Raw genomic sequence first — 15,036 nt, forward strand, 5'->3', positions numbered from 1 at the left:
CATGTAGCAGAAGTATTGACTATGTTTTATAATTACAGTATTTCTAATTTATGTCAATATTGACATTTTTTTAAAATGTGTAGTATTACATATACAGGAGATGACATGATACGTCAAGCATCGATAGATATAACGGCAGTAGGTGGTTACCTGCCTTTGAAGGTAGTAGTGAATGATGATTTTGCCAGCATGGTAGCTACCAGCAATGAATGGATAACTTCACATACAGGCATCAGGGAAAGGCGTTTTGCTTCTGTTTCTATGTTGACAAGCGACATGGCTGCGGAGGCTGCACGAAGCATGTCTGTCGATTTGAGTGATGTGGACGGGATTATTGTGGCTACGGCTACTCCTGATTATCAAGGATTTCCATCAACTGCCTGTGTATTGGTTGAAAAACTTGGGCTCAGTCAGGTGAAAATTGCCTTTGATCTTGTGGCAGGTTGCACTGGATTCGTGTATGCACTGGAACAGGCCAGGGCACTTGTCCATTGTGGCAGTTGCAGAAAAATGCTTGTCGTGGGTGCTGAGAAGATGTCTTCTGTCCTTGATTTTTCTGACAGGAATACCTGTGTACTTTTCGGAGACGGAGCTGGATGTGTGATCGTTGAAGAAGGGGACGGACTCAAACGAACCTTGCTGGGCGTTGAAGGCAAGGGAGCTGATAGCCTATATATCAATCAATCACGTCATATCGTCATGAATGGGCGGGCGGTCTATAACTTTGCCGTAACAAAGATGACTGAAATAATTGCAAGATTGACGCAGGAAGAAGGAATAAGTCTTGCAGATATTTCATGGATTGTACCTCATCAGGCAAATGAGAGGATTATAAAGGCTGCAGCAGAAAGGCTGGGTGTCGATGTCGAAAAGTTTTACCTCAATGTCAGCCGCTATGCCAATACCAGTGCGGCAACAATTCCATTGGCATTATGGGATATGGAAAAGGAAGGAAAGCTGAAACAGGGTGATATCCTGTTGCTTGTTGCTTTCGGTGCAGGCCTTACGTATGGAGGAAATTGTCTGGTATGGAAAAAATAATTGTTTCATTTCCTGGCCAGGGAGCCCAGTATCCCGGTATGGCTATGGACTTCTATAAACAGAGTGCTATGGTCAGGGATTTGTTTGGACAGGCTTCTGATGCCTGTGGGCTTGACTTGAAGAAGCTTCTTGAAAGCGGAAATGCAGAGAAACTGAAAGATACCCAGGTTGCACAAGCTGCCATTGCCTTGGCAGATCTTGCCAGTCTTGCCATATTGGAGGAAAAAGGTTGTATTCCCGCAGCTGCTGCAGGTTTCAGTCTGGGAGAATATGTAGCCTGTTACGCTGCAGGAGTCTTTGATATCCCTACTTTGTTTCAGCTTGTGGGGCTACGTGGCCGTCTGATGCGTGCTGCCTGTGAATCTGCTGTAACCTCATATGGCAAGCTTATGATGGCTGCTGTAATCGGTATCAACAGGGAAACCGTAGACAGAATATTGGAAGAAAATAAAGCTGATGGGCTCTTTTTAGCCAATGACAACAGCACCCGCCAGGTAGTTCTGTCAGGCAGGGAAAGTGAATTGGAGCGGTTGCTTCCGGTCTTCAAGAAGGCTGGAGCCAGAAGAATTGTTCCTTTGTCAGTTTCAGGACCTTTCCATTCGCCATATATGGCACAGGCAGGAAGAGAATTTGCCAAGCGAATTGGGTCGATACCTTTCAATGATCCAATCATACCGATTTTCAGCAATGTGACTGGGGTACCTATGTTGACCGGACAAGAGGTCAAGGAACTGGCAGGATTGCAGATTACCAGTACCGTTGCGTGGAGAAAAACGATGGAATCAATCATTGCAAGTTTCGATAAAGATGTGCTGTATGTTGAAGCTGGCCCAGGTAAGGTCCTTACAGGATTTTGGAAAACAATGGATGTAAGTTGCTGCCCTTGCGGGACCATGGAGGCAATAGAGAAAACTATGGAGAAAAAAGACAATGTGTGACAGAAACATGAAGAAGGCCATCCTTACCGGGGGATCCAGAGGTATCGGTCTTGCAATAATCAAGGCATTGCTGGCTGACGGGTATGAAGTCTGGTATCTCAGCAGGACTCCGATTTCAGAAGAAATAGCAGGGACCGCACATCATCTTAGCTGTGATGTGATGGATCGGATGGCTTTTGAAAAAGCCCTGAAGACAGCAACGGAAGAAGCTGGAGAAATAAGCCTGCTGGTCAATGATGCCGGTATTACCCGTGATGGATTGATTATGAGAATGAAGGATGCGGACTGGGATGATGTCCTGAAAGTCAATCTTACTTCTGTATTTCTGTCCTGCAGGGCTTTGTCAAGGCAGTTCCTGCGTCAGCGCTATGGCGTAATCATTAACATAGCAAGCGTTGTCGGCATTGTAGGTAATCCAGGACAGGCAAATTATGCGGCATCAAAAGCAGGAATAATCGGATTGAGCAAGAGCCTTGCAAAAGAATTTGCTTCCAGAAATATACGCGTCAATTGTATTGCTCCTGGCTTTATTGATACCAGTATGACACAGAAGCTCAATGAAGAACAGAAAAAGTCAATTTGTGACAAAATTCCGCTTGGTTACATCGGAGATGCAGAGCAAGTCGCCAAGGCTGTACGTTTCTTGGCTTCTGCTGATGCATCATACATAACCGGACAGGTATTGGCCGTCGACGGCGGCATGACCATGTGAGGGACAGACAATGGAAAAACAGAGAAAAGTAGTAATCACAGGTATGGGAACCGTAAATCCCATCGGCAAAGATGTTGCAGAGTTCTATACCAATATTCGCAAGGGCAGTTGTGGAATTTCTCGCATCACACGGTTTGATATCACTGATTATCCTGTCAAGATTGCAGGAGAGGTCAGGGATTTCGAACCATCCCTTCGCATTGACAAGAAGAATTTGAGGTCCATGGCCTTGTTTTCACAATTTGCTGCCTATGCAGCACAGGAAGCCATGGAAATGGCAGGCATCGGTGGCAAGGCTGAGGATGGCAACAGGATAGGTGTCTATGTCGGCAATGGGATAGGAGGCTTTGATGTTGCAGAAAACAACTTGGAGAAGCTTTTTCCCAGAGGCCCTCGGGCGATATCTCCGCTTACTATCCCTATGTTGATTGGTAACGAGGCTGCCGGTAATATTGCCATACTCCATAATCTCCAGGGGCCGTGCCATACCATCGTTACGGCTTGTGCTTCGGGGACAGATGCCATAGGCACTGCCTTTCTGGCCGTCCGTTCAGGACTGGTTCGACATGGCTATTACCGGTGGCACGGAAGCTGCCATTACCAGGCTTGCAATGAGCGGGTTTGCAAGACTCCATGCCTTGTCTGCTTCTCATAATGATGATCCCCTTCATGCCAGTTCTCCTTTTGACAAGAACCGTGATGGGTTTACCATGGGAGAAGGTGCCGGTATGCTTGTCATTGAAAGTGAAGATTCGGCAAGAAGCAGAGGTGCTGTCATCTTGGGTGAAATTCTAGGTTATGGGGCGTCCTGTGATGCTTTCCATATCACTTCTCCTGAACCTTCGGGCATCGGTGCAGCAAAGGCAATGAAGGAAGCCTTGTCTATGGCCGGTCTGGGTACATCTGATATAGACTATATCAATGCGCATGGTACCAGTACCCCTGCCAATGATGCAATGGAAACCAATGCCATTAAACTGGCTTTCGGTGAAGATGCCTATCGCCTGAAGGTATCTTCAACCAAGGGAATGACAAGTCATCTTGTCGGAGCAGCAGGAGCTGTAGAGGCAATCGTGTGTGTGAAATCAATCCAAGAAGGATATTATCCTGCAACGATCAACTATCACACTCCTGATGAGCAATGTGATCTTGACTATGTGCCTAATATAGGTATTGATGCGCCGATGCACTATGCGCTCAGTGAATCCTTGGGCTTTGGAGGTCACAACGGGGCACTGGTGTTCGGCAGCTATGAGGAGAATAGATAACCATGGAAATTACTGACATATTGTTACACCGGAAACCCTTTCTTTTTGTCGATACCATCGAGAAGGCTGATGAAAAGCAGATTGTCGGTACTTACACGTACCGTGAAGATGAATTTTTCTTCAAAGGGCATTTCCCTCAATATCCTGTTGTCCCCGGTGTCTTGCTTATTGAGTTCCTGGCACAGGTGGGGGGAGCAGGCCTGGGCATGACGCAGGTGCTTGCCCCCGGTTCACTTTTTGTCCTCGGTACGGTCGAGAAGGCAAAGTTCCGCCATCAGGTACGACCCGGCGATACTGTCAGAGGTGAAGTGGAGAACCTTAGGGTTTCAAGTCATATCATCCGTCAGCAAGGCAAGGTAAAAATCGGAGATATAATCTGTGCCGAGGCTTCATGGATGTGTCTGTTGTCAGGAGAAGGAGACAGGTAGAATGATCATAGAGGAAAAAGTCTTGCATGGGGTATGTCTGACCGCGCATCCTACTGGGTGCAGGACATATACGACAGATGAAATTACGTTTGTAGAAGATGCCTGCAAAGGGCTTGAGGGAGATAGATACAAACCCTTTGAAAAAACACATCCGAAGGCGCTTGTCCTTGGTTGTTCAACAGGATATGGTCTTTCCAGCAGGATAGTTTTGTCTTTTGGCTGTGGAGCTGATACACTTGGTGTTTCTTTTGAGCGAAGTCCGAAAAAAAACAGATGTGCGACGCCTGGCTGGTACAATACCAAGGTGTTTGAGGAAAAAGCAGCACATGAAGGTCTCTATTGCAAGACATTGGACGGTGATGCTTTTTCTGATGCTATGAAACAACAGGTAGCACAGCTCATCAAGGAAGAACTGGGCAAGGTGGATTTGGTCATCTATAGTCTGGCTTCCCCTGTCAGGATTGATCCTGTGACTGGTGAGACATACAAATCCGTACTCAAGCCGGTCGGTAAGGATTTTACTTCCCTTTCTCTTGATCCTGCGACTGGTCAGATTGGTCAGGTAACACTGTCTGCTGCAGATGAAAAGCAGGTCGAGGCTACCATCAAAGTGATGGGAGGTGAAGACTGGTTACTTTGGATTGATTATCTTTCAAAACAAGGATGTCTTGCTGATGGTGCAAAAACGATAGCTTATTCTTACATTGGGCCGAATATTACAGCACCTATTTATCGAAATGGTACTATCGGTCAGGCAAAAAAGGATTTGGAACGTACTGTTCCGAAATTAAATGGAATCATGGCTGGGATCGATGGCAAAGCCTATGTATCTGTAAATAAGGCTTTGGTAACAAGGGCAAGTGCCGTTATACCTGTAGTGCCTCTTTATATAACAATTCTCTATCGAATAATGAAACAGAAAGGGTTGCACGAAAGTTGTATAGAACAGATGTATAGGCTATATCGTGACAAGTTTCCTGCGGAAATGGTAGAAGAAGATGGACTCCTACATATGGATGACTTTGAAATGCAGCAGGACGTTCAGGATGAGGTTAGGAAAATCTGGGCGACACTGCACGAGGGACAGGTCATTGGAGATGAGGAACTGGAGCAATTCCGAACGGACTATGCACATCTTCATGGATTCGGTTATCGGACAATTGACTACGGTAAGGATGTTGATCCATTGAATCCTTAGAAAATAAGACCGCTGCAGATATCATTTGCAGCGGCCAATAGTTACCTTTGTAAAAATACTTCAATCACAGGGTGAAAAATCATCCTTTGAAGCTCCGCAAAGAGGACATACCCAATCATCAGGGAGATCTTCAAAAGCTGTGTTTGGTGCGATTCCTCCGTCAGGATCACCGACGGCGGGATCATAGACATACCCACATAAATTACATTCGTACTTTTTCATTGCGTTGTTCTCCTTGGTTTGATAATACTCGACAAAGCTTTTCTGTGCAAGTCACTTAATGATATAGGGATAGAATTCCTTCCAATAAATAAACAAACCTACTTCTGAAGTTCTCTGGTTCGAGAATTTCTACGGAATTTCCACATTGGATGATTTTGAGAAGCAGGTCTGTAGAATTTTCGACATCCATGGTACAAATAGAGTAACCATCAAAATTTTCAATCTTTGGTTCATCATGATTGAGGCCATGGAATACGTTCATTGCCGATTCTTCCTTTATTTTCAGAGAGAGGTGAACCATGTCGATGGAATCGTAGCTGTCACTCTCTTCAGGACGTTTGAATGGTTTCAGATTATCTGGGATAGTATAGGTCTGATCTAAGATGACAGCCTTTGTAATGGTGCTGATATCTATGGTTACCATTTCCGGAGTATGCCGCAACCGTCCTGTTACGCTTATGGGATTCCTGCCTGTCGAATCTTCCCTGAAACCGATAAAATAAGGGGCCAGTTCTGTTTCGCTTTTCTTTTCCCCGATTTTTTGTTCAATCTTTACGATTCTGCCAGAGACCCAGGAATCTATCAGGACATCAAGTATGCTGCTGTATTGGCTATTGCCGCTTTTTTTCTGGACTTCTTTGTCTATTTCTTCTGCCAGCTGCATGATATTTTCGCTGATTTTCGGTGCATAGACTCTCATGCTCAGTGCAATTTTTCTCAGGCCTGAAGCAAGATGTGGATTTTGGAATTCAGTGTTTTGGGCCAGTATTTCTGCAGACATATTGAATGCAAGACTTTCATAGACGGACAATTCAATGTTTTCGTCTTCATTTTTGTTTCTGATTTTGATGAGATTGTTTTCTTCATATACGTCAATATATTGACTGAGGTCCGTAACGTATCTGCTGATAGTTGACCGATGTACGCCAAGTCTCCGTGCTATTTCTGCTCTTCTCAGGCCCTCAGGATGGGAAAGCAGGAGCAATTCCAATTGTGCAACTCGTTCTCCTTTCATAATGCCTCCGATAAATAGAACTTATTGCAGTGGGACATCAGCTTGCAACGACGTTAATCATAGCATTTTTTTTAAAAAATGCAACAAAAATTCAACATTTAATTCCATATGTTGCATTTTTGTTTTGTTTGAGCCGTTTGTTTTTCAAGGATTTTTCTGTTGTTGTTTTGTTTCTTTCGTGATGATACTATGCCTTGGGAGGAGAGAGTCTATGAAGGATGATGAAGCGCGTACTACTGCCATTGAGATCAAGCTTGCCTATGCAGAAGAAATGATAGCCCAGCTCAATGAGGTAGTCATAAGGCAACAGAAAGATCTGGGGGTGTTGGAAAACCATGTGGCAAAACTTGAAAAGAAGATGAAGGATTTCATTGACAATTCAGAAGGGGAGGAAAGACCGAACCGCAGACCGCCACATTATTGATTCAGCAGTCATTCTACCTCAATCCTGGGTTTCCATGTAGTTTTGGCTTCAAATACCTTTGATTTGCTTCCGTCCTGCTCATCTTTCCAAATCTGATGAAAAAAAATCGGAGCTGGCCCAGAAAAGGGATTGTCAGCATCACTGAATGTCTGTACATGGATATGGTCAGCAAGGAAAGTCTGTCGAAGCCATGAAACAGTAATCTGAGAAACCTTGTAGAGATCCCTGAAATCATTGGGCATTGCAGTAAGCAACCAGTTGATATAAGCAACATTGTTGACATGATGGTTGGAGTCTGTTACTCCGTAGGTAACATCTGGCTGTGTATGTGATATTTCCTGTATATCCTTTGGTATGATCCTTGATATTCGGGGAGGAAGTGCACAGTGCTGGGGGTAACGCTCACTATCTGTAGGCTGTATAAGTTTTTCCATGATTTTGGAAGGCACACGGGGCCGGCCTGTGTTGGTATCCAGGATTGCCCAGAAGGTTTTTGCAAGAAAACATCTTTTGCCATACTTGTCGTAAGCACGAACAGAACGGGGGATAAAGATACCTGATGGATTCTGTGCCCAGGTTTCCATGTGGACGACTTCTGGCCAATGAGGATATCGGTCAATTTGCATCTCTGTGTGGGTAATGACCCATGTACAGCCTATCTCATGCAATTCAGGAATACTGCAATGACGCTGTACTGCGTGGAACGCCGCCATTTCCTGTGCCAATTCAAAGAACCAACTAAGTTTTGCAACCATATGGCTATCTTCGTTATAGGTATAGCTTCTAAAGTCTTCTCTGAAGACATTGTCTGCATCTATTTCTCTCAGTCCGTCAAGATCCATGGGCTGCATTACTCTTTCTCCTCCGTTGCCAAGCTGATCCTACGGTAAAATATAAGCTGGCTTCTGCCATATTTCCGTTGGTCACAGCAAGTCAGTTCTCCGATATGTTCCGGCCAGTTGTCTTTTTCTTCCACAGGATAATGGATGATGAACAAGCCGTTTCCCTTTACCAGATGGTTGCTTTCAACCAAGCGGGCAAGGGAAACTTTACCTTCCATATTGAACGGAGGATCGGCATAGACGATATCGTATTCCTGCTTGGCAGTCGGAATAAAACGTTTGACATCAACCATGAACAGCTTTATCTGGGAACCTTCAACGATGGACAGGTTCTTCTGTATGACTGTTTTCTTACCTCTGTCTTTTTCTACTACATGTACAGGATCTGCACCTCTGCTGGCAGCTTCGATGCCTACACATCCGCTGCCTGAAAAAAGATCAAGGAAAGACATACCATCCAGGTTGCCTAAGATTGAAAAAAGCGATTCCCTCATCCTGTCCATTGCCGGTCGTATGACTCCCGGTGGGCAGACAACTGTCCTGCCTCTATACACTCCGCCTGTTATCCGCATCTGTATGCTCCGTGATTCAGATTCTTTGTACAGTATAGCCATTGGAAGCTGAAAGTACAAACAGGGAGCAAAAAGAAGTGTATTTTTCTGTTTTGGTGTTTTCTCTATGATCGGTTATAATGTTATCCTGAATGAACTGGTTTGTCTGTACTGCATTAGGTCATTTTTGCATCTGCGGGGTAATGCCTGAAAGCGGAACGCAGGTTTTTTCGAGAATCCTAGAACTTATCCAAAAAAAGGGGTGACAGTGTAATTATGTAATCTTTATGATTTCTATGCCATGTCTTTCAAAATAGTACATCTTGTCTGTATCAACCCTTTTAGACTGGTTTTCAATGGCTTCTGTAGATATGAGCTATCAATGATAGGGTTGAAGGAACTTGCTTTTTCAATCAGCTCGTCCATCATGTTGAGGATTGCCTTGTCATTGATTCCAAGATTCTGACCCAAAGCAATGAAATCCTTGCGTCCTATCTTGTTTTTTTTGCCGTTCAATGTCAGTGCAGTTTGTTCCGTATCCATGGGATTGACCAGCTGTACAGGCAGAAGGTCATAGGCTTTCGACAGGCGAAAGGCATGGTTTTCATTTTCAATCAACGAAAAATTCTTCAAGTGCATGTCTGAGTTTCCTGTGATGAAGTTGAACAGGGTAAGTCTGAAAAACCCTGTGATATCTATCCCAGGCATTGAAGACCATTTCCTGATAATCTTTCCGCATTGCTCATATGAACCTTTGTATTTGTCTTCAGTAAGGCGTTCTGAAAGTTGACAGAAGTCCTCCATCTGCAATTTGTTTTTTCCTTTTCTGTCTATTCGCTTCGTAATATATGCAGGTGTCCCATCCTTCATAAGGATCAATGCATGCGGAACCGTCGGAATACCGATTGAATCTGCAAGCAACATGACGGTGTGTTCTGCTTCCGGTAATTGTTGGTAGCCCTTGCTTTGGGGTTTCAATATGAATCCTGCAGGGTAGCCGATGAGCGTCAATCGAAAATCCTTTTTATGTATGTTTTCGGAGCTTAGGTGTAGGGATAGTTTCTTTTGAATGCCTGTAACGGTAAGTCCTTTCTGAACAGTTTCTTCTGCAAGTCTGTTGATACCCTCATCATCCAGCTGTAACCGAGGAAGAGAAGAAGTACTGAAGAATTTCTTTATGCAGCCTTGATGCCATCCGGTAGCATATTCATTTTGTAATTCCAATGGTCTTCCACAACAAAGGCAATGATCATATTTCATCTGCTACCACGCTCACAGCACCGATGCAATCTTTGCAAGTTGTCATCAACAGTCCCATTCTGTCATAGGAATTAAGATTCCATTTTTTGATGGCGATATTCAGCAACCACCCTTCTGGAATCAATCCATCAAAAAAAGGAAAGAATGTCTTGCTCTTATATGGTTGTTTTTGCAGGGGAAGTGTCAGGCTTATCGGAAGTGCATCTTTATCCATGAGGTAGTTTTCCGTATAGATGAATTCATACCCATCTTCGGTTTCCTTTATGGTTCCTGCTTTCTTGTCATACATGTACACTGATCCTTGTCGTTTGTCGGTCATTCTTTTTCTTCCCTGTCAAGCATGACTGGTCCCAATTCTTTTCCGAACATTGCCAGAGCTTGGTTGACCTTGTCCATCCGGACAGGTTTCTTTTCCTTGTTCCAGCTCTCTGACGAATCTAAGGCCCAATCCAGACCGGAGTGCAAATTCCTGTTGCGTCAGTCCTGCTTCCCTGCGGTTTTTTCTTGATGTAGTTTCCAACTATATTCATTAATCTTATTTATATACCCTATCGGGTGTAATGTCAACTATTTTTTATATTTTTGTACCCGTTAGGGTATAATTGGTACTATCATATAGTGTTTTATACCTTTTCGGGTGTATCCCTTGTACAAAGACTATCGGAATGTGTGAATTATAGGCTGATATGAGGTGGCCGTTTGTCAAGCACTATTGTAACAATCTTTACTCCTTTTTCATCGGTTGAGCCGTTTCTGCAGATGTCATGGACGTGGATAAGGAAAAGGCTACAGTCTTTTCGACACTTGGCCATTCTGATATACGTGGATTGGGTACCTACAGGTCAATGGTTCGTCGAAAGCCCTTTCAGTCTACAAGCGAGAGTCTGTTTCATAGACAATATCAGTAATCCTATACCCAGGTTTCTCTATATGCCTTTTTTTCCAACATGAAACTTTCTATTGTTTCTTTGGTGTTGTTTTCTAGAAGCAAAGGAGAGAACTGATGTGTTCCTGCATGATCAAGGCAGTCAATGCATCTTGATTTGATTACCTGCAGCCCTCCCTGTATATTTTTTCCTTTAATCAACAATATATAATTTAAGGAGATAAGAAGTGATACGAATCAAGGTATGGAGGTACGAAAAACATATCTTTGGTTGAATATGTTTTTTCTATTGATCCAAAAAAAATAATCCCGAAATATAACGTTATTCTAGAATCATTTGGATGTCGTACTGGTATAGCAAAACAGGAAAGAAGGGAAGAGAGAGCCAGGAGATATATATCGGGATGACAGAAGATGTCCTATGCGTATCTTTATAGAAATATTATCCAAAACAATATAAAGATTGTTAGGTGAGTTCATTGGACAATTGAATTAATATTACTTTTTTGGTAATCCGTATTTGGAGGATAATTAAATGTCAAATATCAATGTACGAAATTGCGTGATTGAATATAATATCCAAGGATCTGGACCTGCAATTGTTTGGGGGCATGGGCTCGCATCATCAATGAAGCAAGAAGATTCCTTTAAAGTTGTTGATTTGGCAGGATTACAAAATGATTATTCAATTCTTCGGTACGATGCCAGAGGTCATGGTGCAAGTAGCTTTACTAAAAATTTGGAAGATTATTCTCTAGAAAATCTTGCAAGAGATCAGCTTGAGTTAGCAACCTCATTAGGTTTTAAGAATTATATTGCTACAGGAATATCTATGGGAGCATCAACAGCAATAACAGCAGCAATTATTTCACCTGAAAGAATTAAGGCGTTAATACTTGTACTTTTGCCAACTGCCTGGGAATTTAGGAAGGCACAAGCTGAAAGATATGAAAAAATTGCAGAGTGCATTGAATCAGGAGATATGGAGGGATTTCAGAAACTTATGAAATCTGTTCCTTTACCAGATCCCCTTGCAAGGTTTTCATCGAAAAAAGGAAAGGGACCAACGGTTCTTGAGGAGGATGAAAAAAATCGGTTATCGTTAATTTTTCGTGGACTGAGTAAGACAGATTTGCCTTCAGTTGAATTAATAAATCGTATAAGTCAGCCGACTCTGATTCTTGGCTGGACGGGCGATGAAAATCATCCTTTAACTACAACTGCAAGATTCCAGGAGTTGGTACCGCATTCAAAGATTGTTTTAGCTACAACTTTTGACGGAGTAAAAAAATGGAATGAGCATATTAAAAGCTTCGTGGAAAATATATGAAAAGTAAAAAAAATTGCATTTAGCAATTGCTGCAACCTGATAATTTCTTTTGTCATGAAACGTACAAGCGAGAGAGCAAAGATAGCTGTTGTCTCTCAAGGTTCAATGGTTTGTATGCTGATAACATTGTCTTTGTAGGAAAACTTGCAATGATACCTGATCAGTATGATGTGGTTACGTATGATGTACATGCTGCCATATATCTGGCAATGGATTTCCTGATGGAAAAAACATTGCTGAGGTTGTATTTTTCGACGGCAAGGATACCTGTAACATCCCAAGGTATTATTGGAAATCAACTCAGGTAAAATACTTTGTGGAAGAAAATCCTCAGATTTCTCTGAAGGAAGACATCTTGTGTGATGGTTTTGGTTCGATTGCGGGCTATGATGCACTGAAAAGTTATATACAGGCGGGTAAATCGATTCCTCAAGCAATCTTTACCGGAACGGATTCCCTTGCCATAGGGGTTCTCAAGGCTATGCATGAATTCCATAAACCTATACAGAATATCATTTCCATCAATGGAGATTCTTCTGGTGCTTGGGCACATCCTCAACTGACCAGTGTTGATATCAATGCAAGGCTTATGGAATGGAAGCAGTCTCCCTGATTTTACAGAATTCAAAAATGTTCTGTTGGTTCGCAAGATGGTTTCATTCGGACCTCATATAATTGACCGTGATAGTGTTGTTGCAGGTAAGTAGCTTGGGGAAAGAAAAAAATCGGGAAAACAGCCTGTCCAAGAGATAGAAACGGGTATGTTCAGAACCCCATGGAATATGTATTGATACTGTTTGTCTAAGGATTGTTGCAGAGATTATGCGTTTTGCCTTTAATCTCTTTCCCTGTCCGGAAATGGATTCGCTTCTTCCAGTACCCTTGCAATGACCCGGTTTTCTGCCCGAATGAATCCGGGGTCTTCTTCCAATATCCGATCGCAGCAATCCCTTGCTTGCTTGATCAGCTCAAGGTCATCAGTCAAGGATGCAAAATGTAATCTGAGATAACCGCTTTGTCTGGTACCGGTAAGCTCTCCGGGGCCTCTGATCTTCAAGTCTTCCTCAGCAATCTTGAAACCGTCATCTGTTTCACGCATGATCTTGAGCCGTTTTATTGCATCTTCACTGAGATTGTCTGAGAATACAAGAAAGCAATAAGACTGTAACTGTGAGCGTCCTACACGTCCCCTGAGCTGGTGCAGCGCTGACAGTCCGAAACGATCGGCGTGCTCGATAATGATACAGGTAGCATCAGGAATATCAATACCGACTTCGATGACACTGGTTGAGACGATGTACATCAATTCTTTCTTCTTGAATTTTTCCAGAATCTGTACTTTCTCTTCATCTTCCACTTTACTGTGCAACAAGGCAGAAGGGACACCTGGATATTGGTTTTTCAGATATTCAAACATATTGGTGACATCTCTCAGTTCACTTTGTCCTGAGTCATCAATCCTGGGATAGACAAAATATGCCTGATGTCCTCTGTTGAATTCAACGGCTACTGCCTTGTACATACGTTCCCTGCTGGCTTCTCCTACCAGATGGGTAATGATTTTCTTTCTGCCCTTCGGCATCGTATTGATTGTTGAAACTTCCAAGTCGCCATAGATGGTCAGTGCAAGTGTCCGTGGAATCGGGGTTGCACTCATCATCAGTACATGGGGCATTTTACCTTTCTGGAGAAGCTGTTCCCGTTGTTCTACGCCGAAACGATGCTGTTCATCGATGATGACGAACCTTAGGTCGGCAAAGGTGACTTGATCGGAAAACAAAGCATGGGTACCGATGATGATATCTATTTCTCCGGCTTTGATTGCTTCAAGCAGAGGACGTCTGTCTTTCTGTTTCGTTGAACCGATCAGCAGCCCTATCCTGATACCGAATGGTTCCAGCAGTCTTGCTGCGTTTTCTGCATGCTGGAGAGCCAAAAGCTCAGTAGGGGCCATGAAAGCAACCTGTCCATGGCGGGAAAGTACATGCAAGGCACTTACCCATGCGACCAATGTCTTGCCACTGCCCACATCACCCTGAAGCATTCTGTTCATCGGTATATCGGCATCCAGATCTTCCCGTATCTGTCTGAGAACTTTGATTTGGTCGGGAGTCAGTGAAAAAGGAAGTGAAGCTACAAACCTGTTTTCCAATTCTGTCGGGATTGATTGCCCGTGGACTTTTCTTTTCTTTGACAGGTTTCTTCGGGCAAGAATCTGCAGGTAGAAAAGCTCTGTGAACGCAAGGGAACGACGAGCGGAAGCTCTGGAAGTGGAATCAGGAGGAAAATGGAAGCATCTGATTGCCGTGTCACTGTCCATAAGATGCAAGTCTGCCGTAAGTTCCTGTGGGAGTTCGTTTTCAAATGAAGTATTTTCCTGCAGGATCTGATGTATGGCTTTTCTCAGTATTTTTTGGGTCAGGGTACCTCGAAGAGGGTAAACGGGAAGTATCTGCCCAAACGGCGCTGGTGGTTCTTGTCCCAATTGCATTTCGGTAAGTTCAAAAGACCCGGTCTGAAGTGAACTGCCCCGGCGTGTCACGTTTGTTGCGTAAAGGTAGAATACGTGATGAAGCCTGATGGTCCGTTGCAGGAAGTTCCTGCCGAAACATAGAAGCTGTATGTTGCCGGTTTCTTTTCCGCTGACATCTTGCATCAGTAGTTTCAAGGTGCGTTTTGCCCCGCCTCCGAAAAATTCATAACCGGTTGCCATGACTATTGTATTGACCGTTACGGGTTGTCCTAGATAAGGTGGAAACTGCCCTAACGGCGTAAGGACCGATCGATCTTCCCAACTCCGGGGGGCCAGGAGCAACAAATCTTTCTGGCTTTTGACATCAAGTGTAACCAAGGATGCCTCAGCCGATTTTCCTATGCCTTTCAGCAGTGAAACTTTCTTCTCGAGTGCCCTGATGAACATC

The 15,036-nt window shown here is 43.6% G+C and carries 16 protein-coding genes and 2 pseudogenes; 10 read left to right on the forward strand and 8 right to left on the reverse strand.

The window, feature by feature from the left end; genetic code table 11:
- The first annotated feature begins 105 nt into the window (after positions 1-105).
- The 6 genes and pseudogenes from LKE40_09700 (at position 106) to LKE40_09725 (ending at position 5,585) form a co-directional block, all read left to right on the forward strand.
- The gene (locus LKE40_09700) at positions 106-1,041 is read left to right on the forward strand and encodes a ketoacyl-ACP synthase III (GenBank protein MCH3917717.1); all 936 of its coding nucleotides are present in this window, start codon (positions 106-108) and stop codon (positions 1,039-1,041) included.
- Positions 1,029-1,979, forward strand: coding sequence for an ACP S-malonyltransferase (gene fabD, locus LKE40_09705; protein ID MCH3917718.1), 951 nt, complete (start codon positions 1,029-1,031; stop codon positions 1,977-1,979). Before LKE40_09700 ends, fabD begins: the two co-directional genes overlap by 13 nt.
- Positions 1,972-2,691, forward strand: a complete 720-nt coding sequence (gene fabG / locus LKE40_09710; protein ID MCH3917719.1) for a 3-oxoacyl-[acyl-carrier-protein] reductase — start codon at positions 1,972-1,974, stop codon at positions 2,689-2,691. The genes fabD and fabG overlap by 8 nt, the downstream gene beginning before the upstream one ends.
- A gap of 10 nt (positions 2,692-2,701) precedes the next feature.
- Positions 2,702-3,959, forward strand: a pseudogene (gene fabF, locus LKE40_09715) (beta-ketoacyl-ACP synthase II).
- A 2-nt stretch (positions 3,960-3,961) separates the two neighbouring features.
- Positions 3,962-4,387, forward strand: coding sequence for a 3-hydroxyacyl-ACP dehydratase FabZ (fabZ, locus tag LKE40_09720; protein MCH3917720.1), 426 nt, complete (start codon positions 3,962-3,964; stop codon positions 4,385-4,387).
- Position 4,388: 1 nt separating this feature from the next.
- The gene (locus LKE40_09725) at positions 4,389-5,585 is read left to right on the forward strand and encodes a trans-2-enoyl-CoA reductase family protein (GenBank protein ID MCH3917721.1); all 1,197 of its coding nucleotides are present in this window, start codon (positions 4,389-4,391) and stop codon (positions 5,583-5,585) included.
- A 60-nt stretch (positions 5,586-5,645) separates the two neighbouring features.
- Here LKE40_09725 and LKE40_09730 read toward each other — a convergent pair whose 3' ends face one another.
- Both LKE40_09730 and LKE40_09735 read right to left on the reverse strand, forming a co-directional pair.
- Positions 5,646-5,807, reverse strand: coding sequence for a rubredoxin (locus LKE40_09730; protein ID MCH3917722.1), 162 nt, complete (start codon positions 5,805-5,807; stop codon positions 5,646-5,648).
- A 55-nt stretch (positions 5,808-5,862) separates the two neighbouring features.
- Positions 5,863-6,822, reverse strand: a complete 960-nt coding sequence (locus LKE40_09735; protein ID MCH3917723.1) for a WYL domain-containing protein — start codon at positions 6,820-6,822, stop codon at positions 5,863-5,865.
- A 211-nt stretch (positions 6,823-7,033) separates the two neighbouring features.
- Here LKE40_09735 and LKE40_09740 point away from each other — a divergent pair, with 211 nt between their 5' ends.
- A complete protein-coding gene (locus LKE40_09740) occupies positions 7,034-7,246 on the forward strand; it encodes a SlyX family protein (protein MCH3917724.1) in 213 nt (70 codons plus the stop codon).
- 8 nt (positions 7,247-7,254) lie between these two features.
- Here the strand turns inward: LKE40_09740 and LKE40_09745 are convergent, their stop codons facing one another.
- From LKE40_09745 to LKE40_09765, 5 genes and pseudogenes are all read right to left on the reverse strand, one after another.
- Positions 7,255-8,097 carry a thioesterase gene (locus tag LKE40_09745; GenBank protein ID MCH3917725.1) on the reverse strand — a complete coding sequence of 281 codons (843 nt, stop codon included), beginning with the start codon at positions 8,095-8,097 and terminating at the stop codon, positions 7,255-7,257.
- Entirely contained in the window at positions 8,097-8,660 is a 564-nt protein-coding gene (rsmD, locus tag LKE40_09750; protein MCH3917726.1) for a 16S rRNA (guanine(966)-N(2))-methyltransferase RsmD, read from the reverse strand. The genes LKE40_09745 and rsmD overlap by 1 nt, the downstream gene beginning before the upstream one ends.
- A gap of 273 nt (positions 8,661-8,933) precedes the next feature.
- The gene (locus LKE40_09755; protein MCH3917727.1) at positions 8,934-9,899 is read right to left on the reverse strand and encodes a HipA domain-containing protein; all 966 of its coding nucleotides are present in this window, start codon (positions 9,897-9,899) and stop codon (positions 8,934-8,936) included.
- Positions 9,889-10,188: a HipA N-terminal domain-containing protein gene (locus LKE40_09760; GenBank protein MCH3917728.1), complete on the reverse strand. Its 300-nt coding sequence runs from the start codon at positions 10,186-10,188 to the stop codon at positions 9,889-9,891. The genes LKE40_09755 and LKE40_09760 overlap by 11 nt, the downstream gene beginning before the upstream one ends.
- 26 nt (positions 10,189-10,214) lie before the next feature.
- Positions 10,215-10,429 (reverse strand): annotated as a pseudogene (locus tag LKE40_09765) (helix-turn-helix transcriptional regulator).
- Positions 10,430-11,320: 891 nt separating this feature from the next.
- Here LKE40_09765 and LKE40_09770 point away from each other — a divergent pair.
- The 3 genes from LKE40_09770 to LKE40_09780 all read left to right on the forward strand — a co-directional run bounded on the left by LKE40_09770 (position 11,321) and on the right by LKE40_09780 (position 12,728).
- A complete protein-coding gene (locus LKE40_09770; protein MCH3917729.1) occupies positions 11,321-12,115 on the forward strand; it encodes an alpha/beta hydrolase in 795 nt (264 codons plus the stop codon).
- A gap of 149 nt (positions 12,116-12,264) precedes the next feature.
- The gene (locus tag LKE40_09775; protein ID MCH3917730.1) at positions 12,265-12,423 is read left to right on the forward strand and encodes a hypothetical protein; all 159 of its coding nucleotides are present in this window, start codon (positions 12,265-12,267) and stop codon (positions 12,421-12,423) included.
- 8 nt (positions 12,424-12,431) lie between these two features.
- On the forward strand, positions 12,432-12,728 hold the full coding sequence (locus LKE40_09780) for a hypothetical protein (protein ID MCH3917731.1): 297 nt from the start codon (positions 12,432-12,434) through the stop codon (positions 12,726-12,728).
- Between the two features lie 222 nt (positions 12,729-12,950).
- Here LKE40_09780 and recG read toward each other — a convergent pair whose 3' ends face one another.
- Positions 12,951-15,035: an ATP-dependent DNA helicase RecG gene (gene recG, locus LKE40_09785; protein ID MCH3917732.1), complete on the reverse strand. Its 2,085-nt coding sequence runs from the start codon at positions 15,033-15,035 to the stop codon at positions 12,951-12,953.
- Between the last annotated feature and the right edge of the window lies 1 nt (position 15,036).

It is taken from the genome of Spirochaetia bacterium, assembly GCA_022482625.1.
Classification (GTDB): Bacteria; Spirochaetota; Spirochaetia; order Sphaerochaetales; family Sphaerochaetaceae; genus Pleomorphochaeta.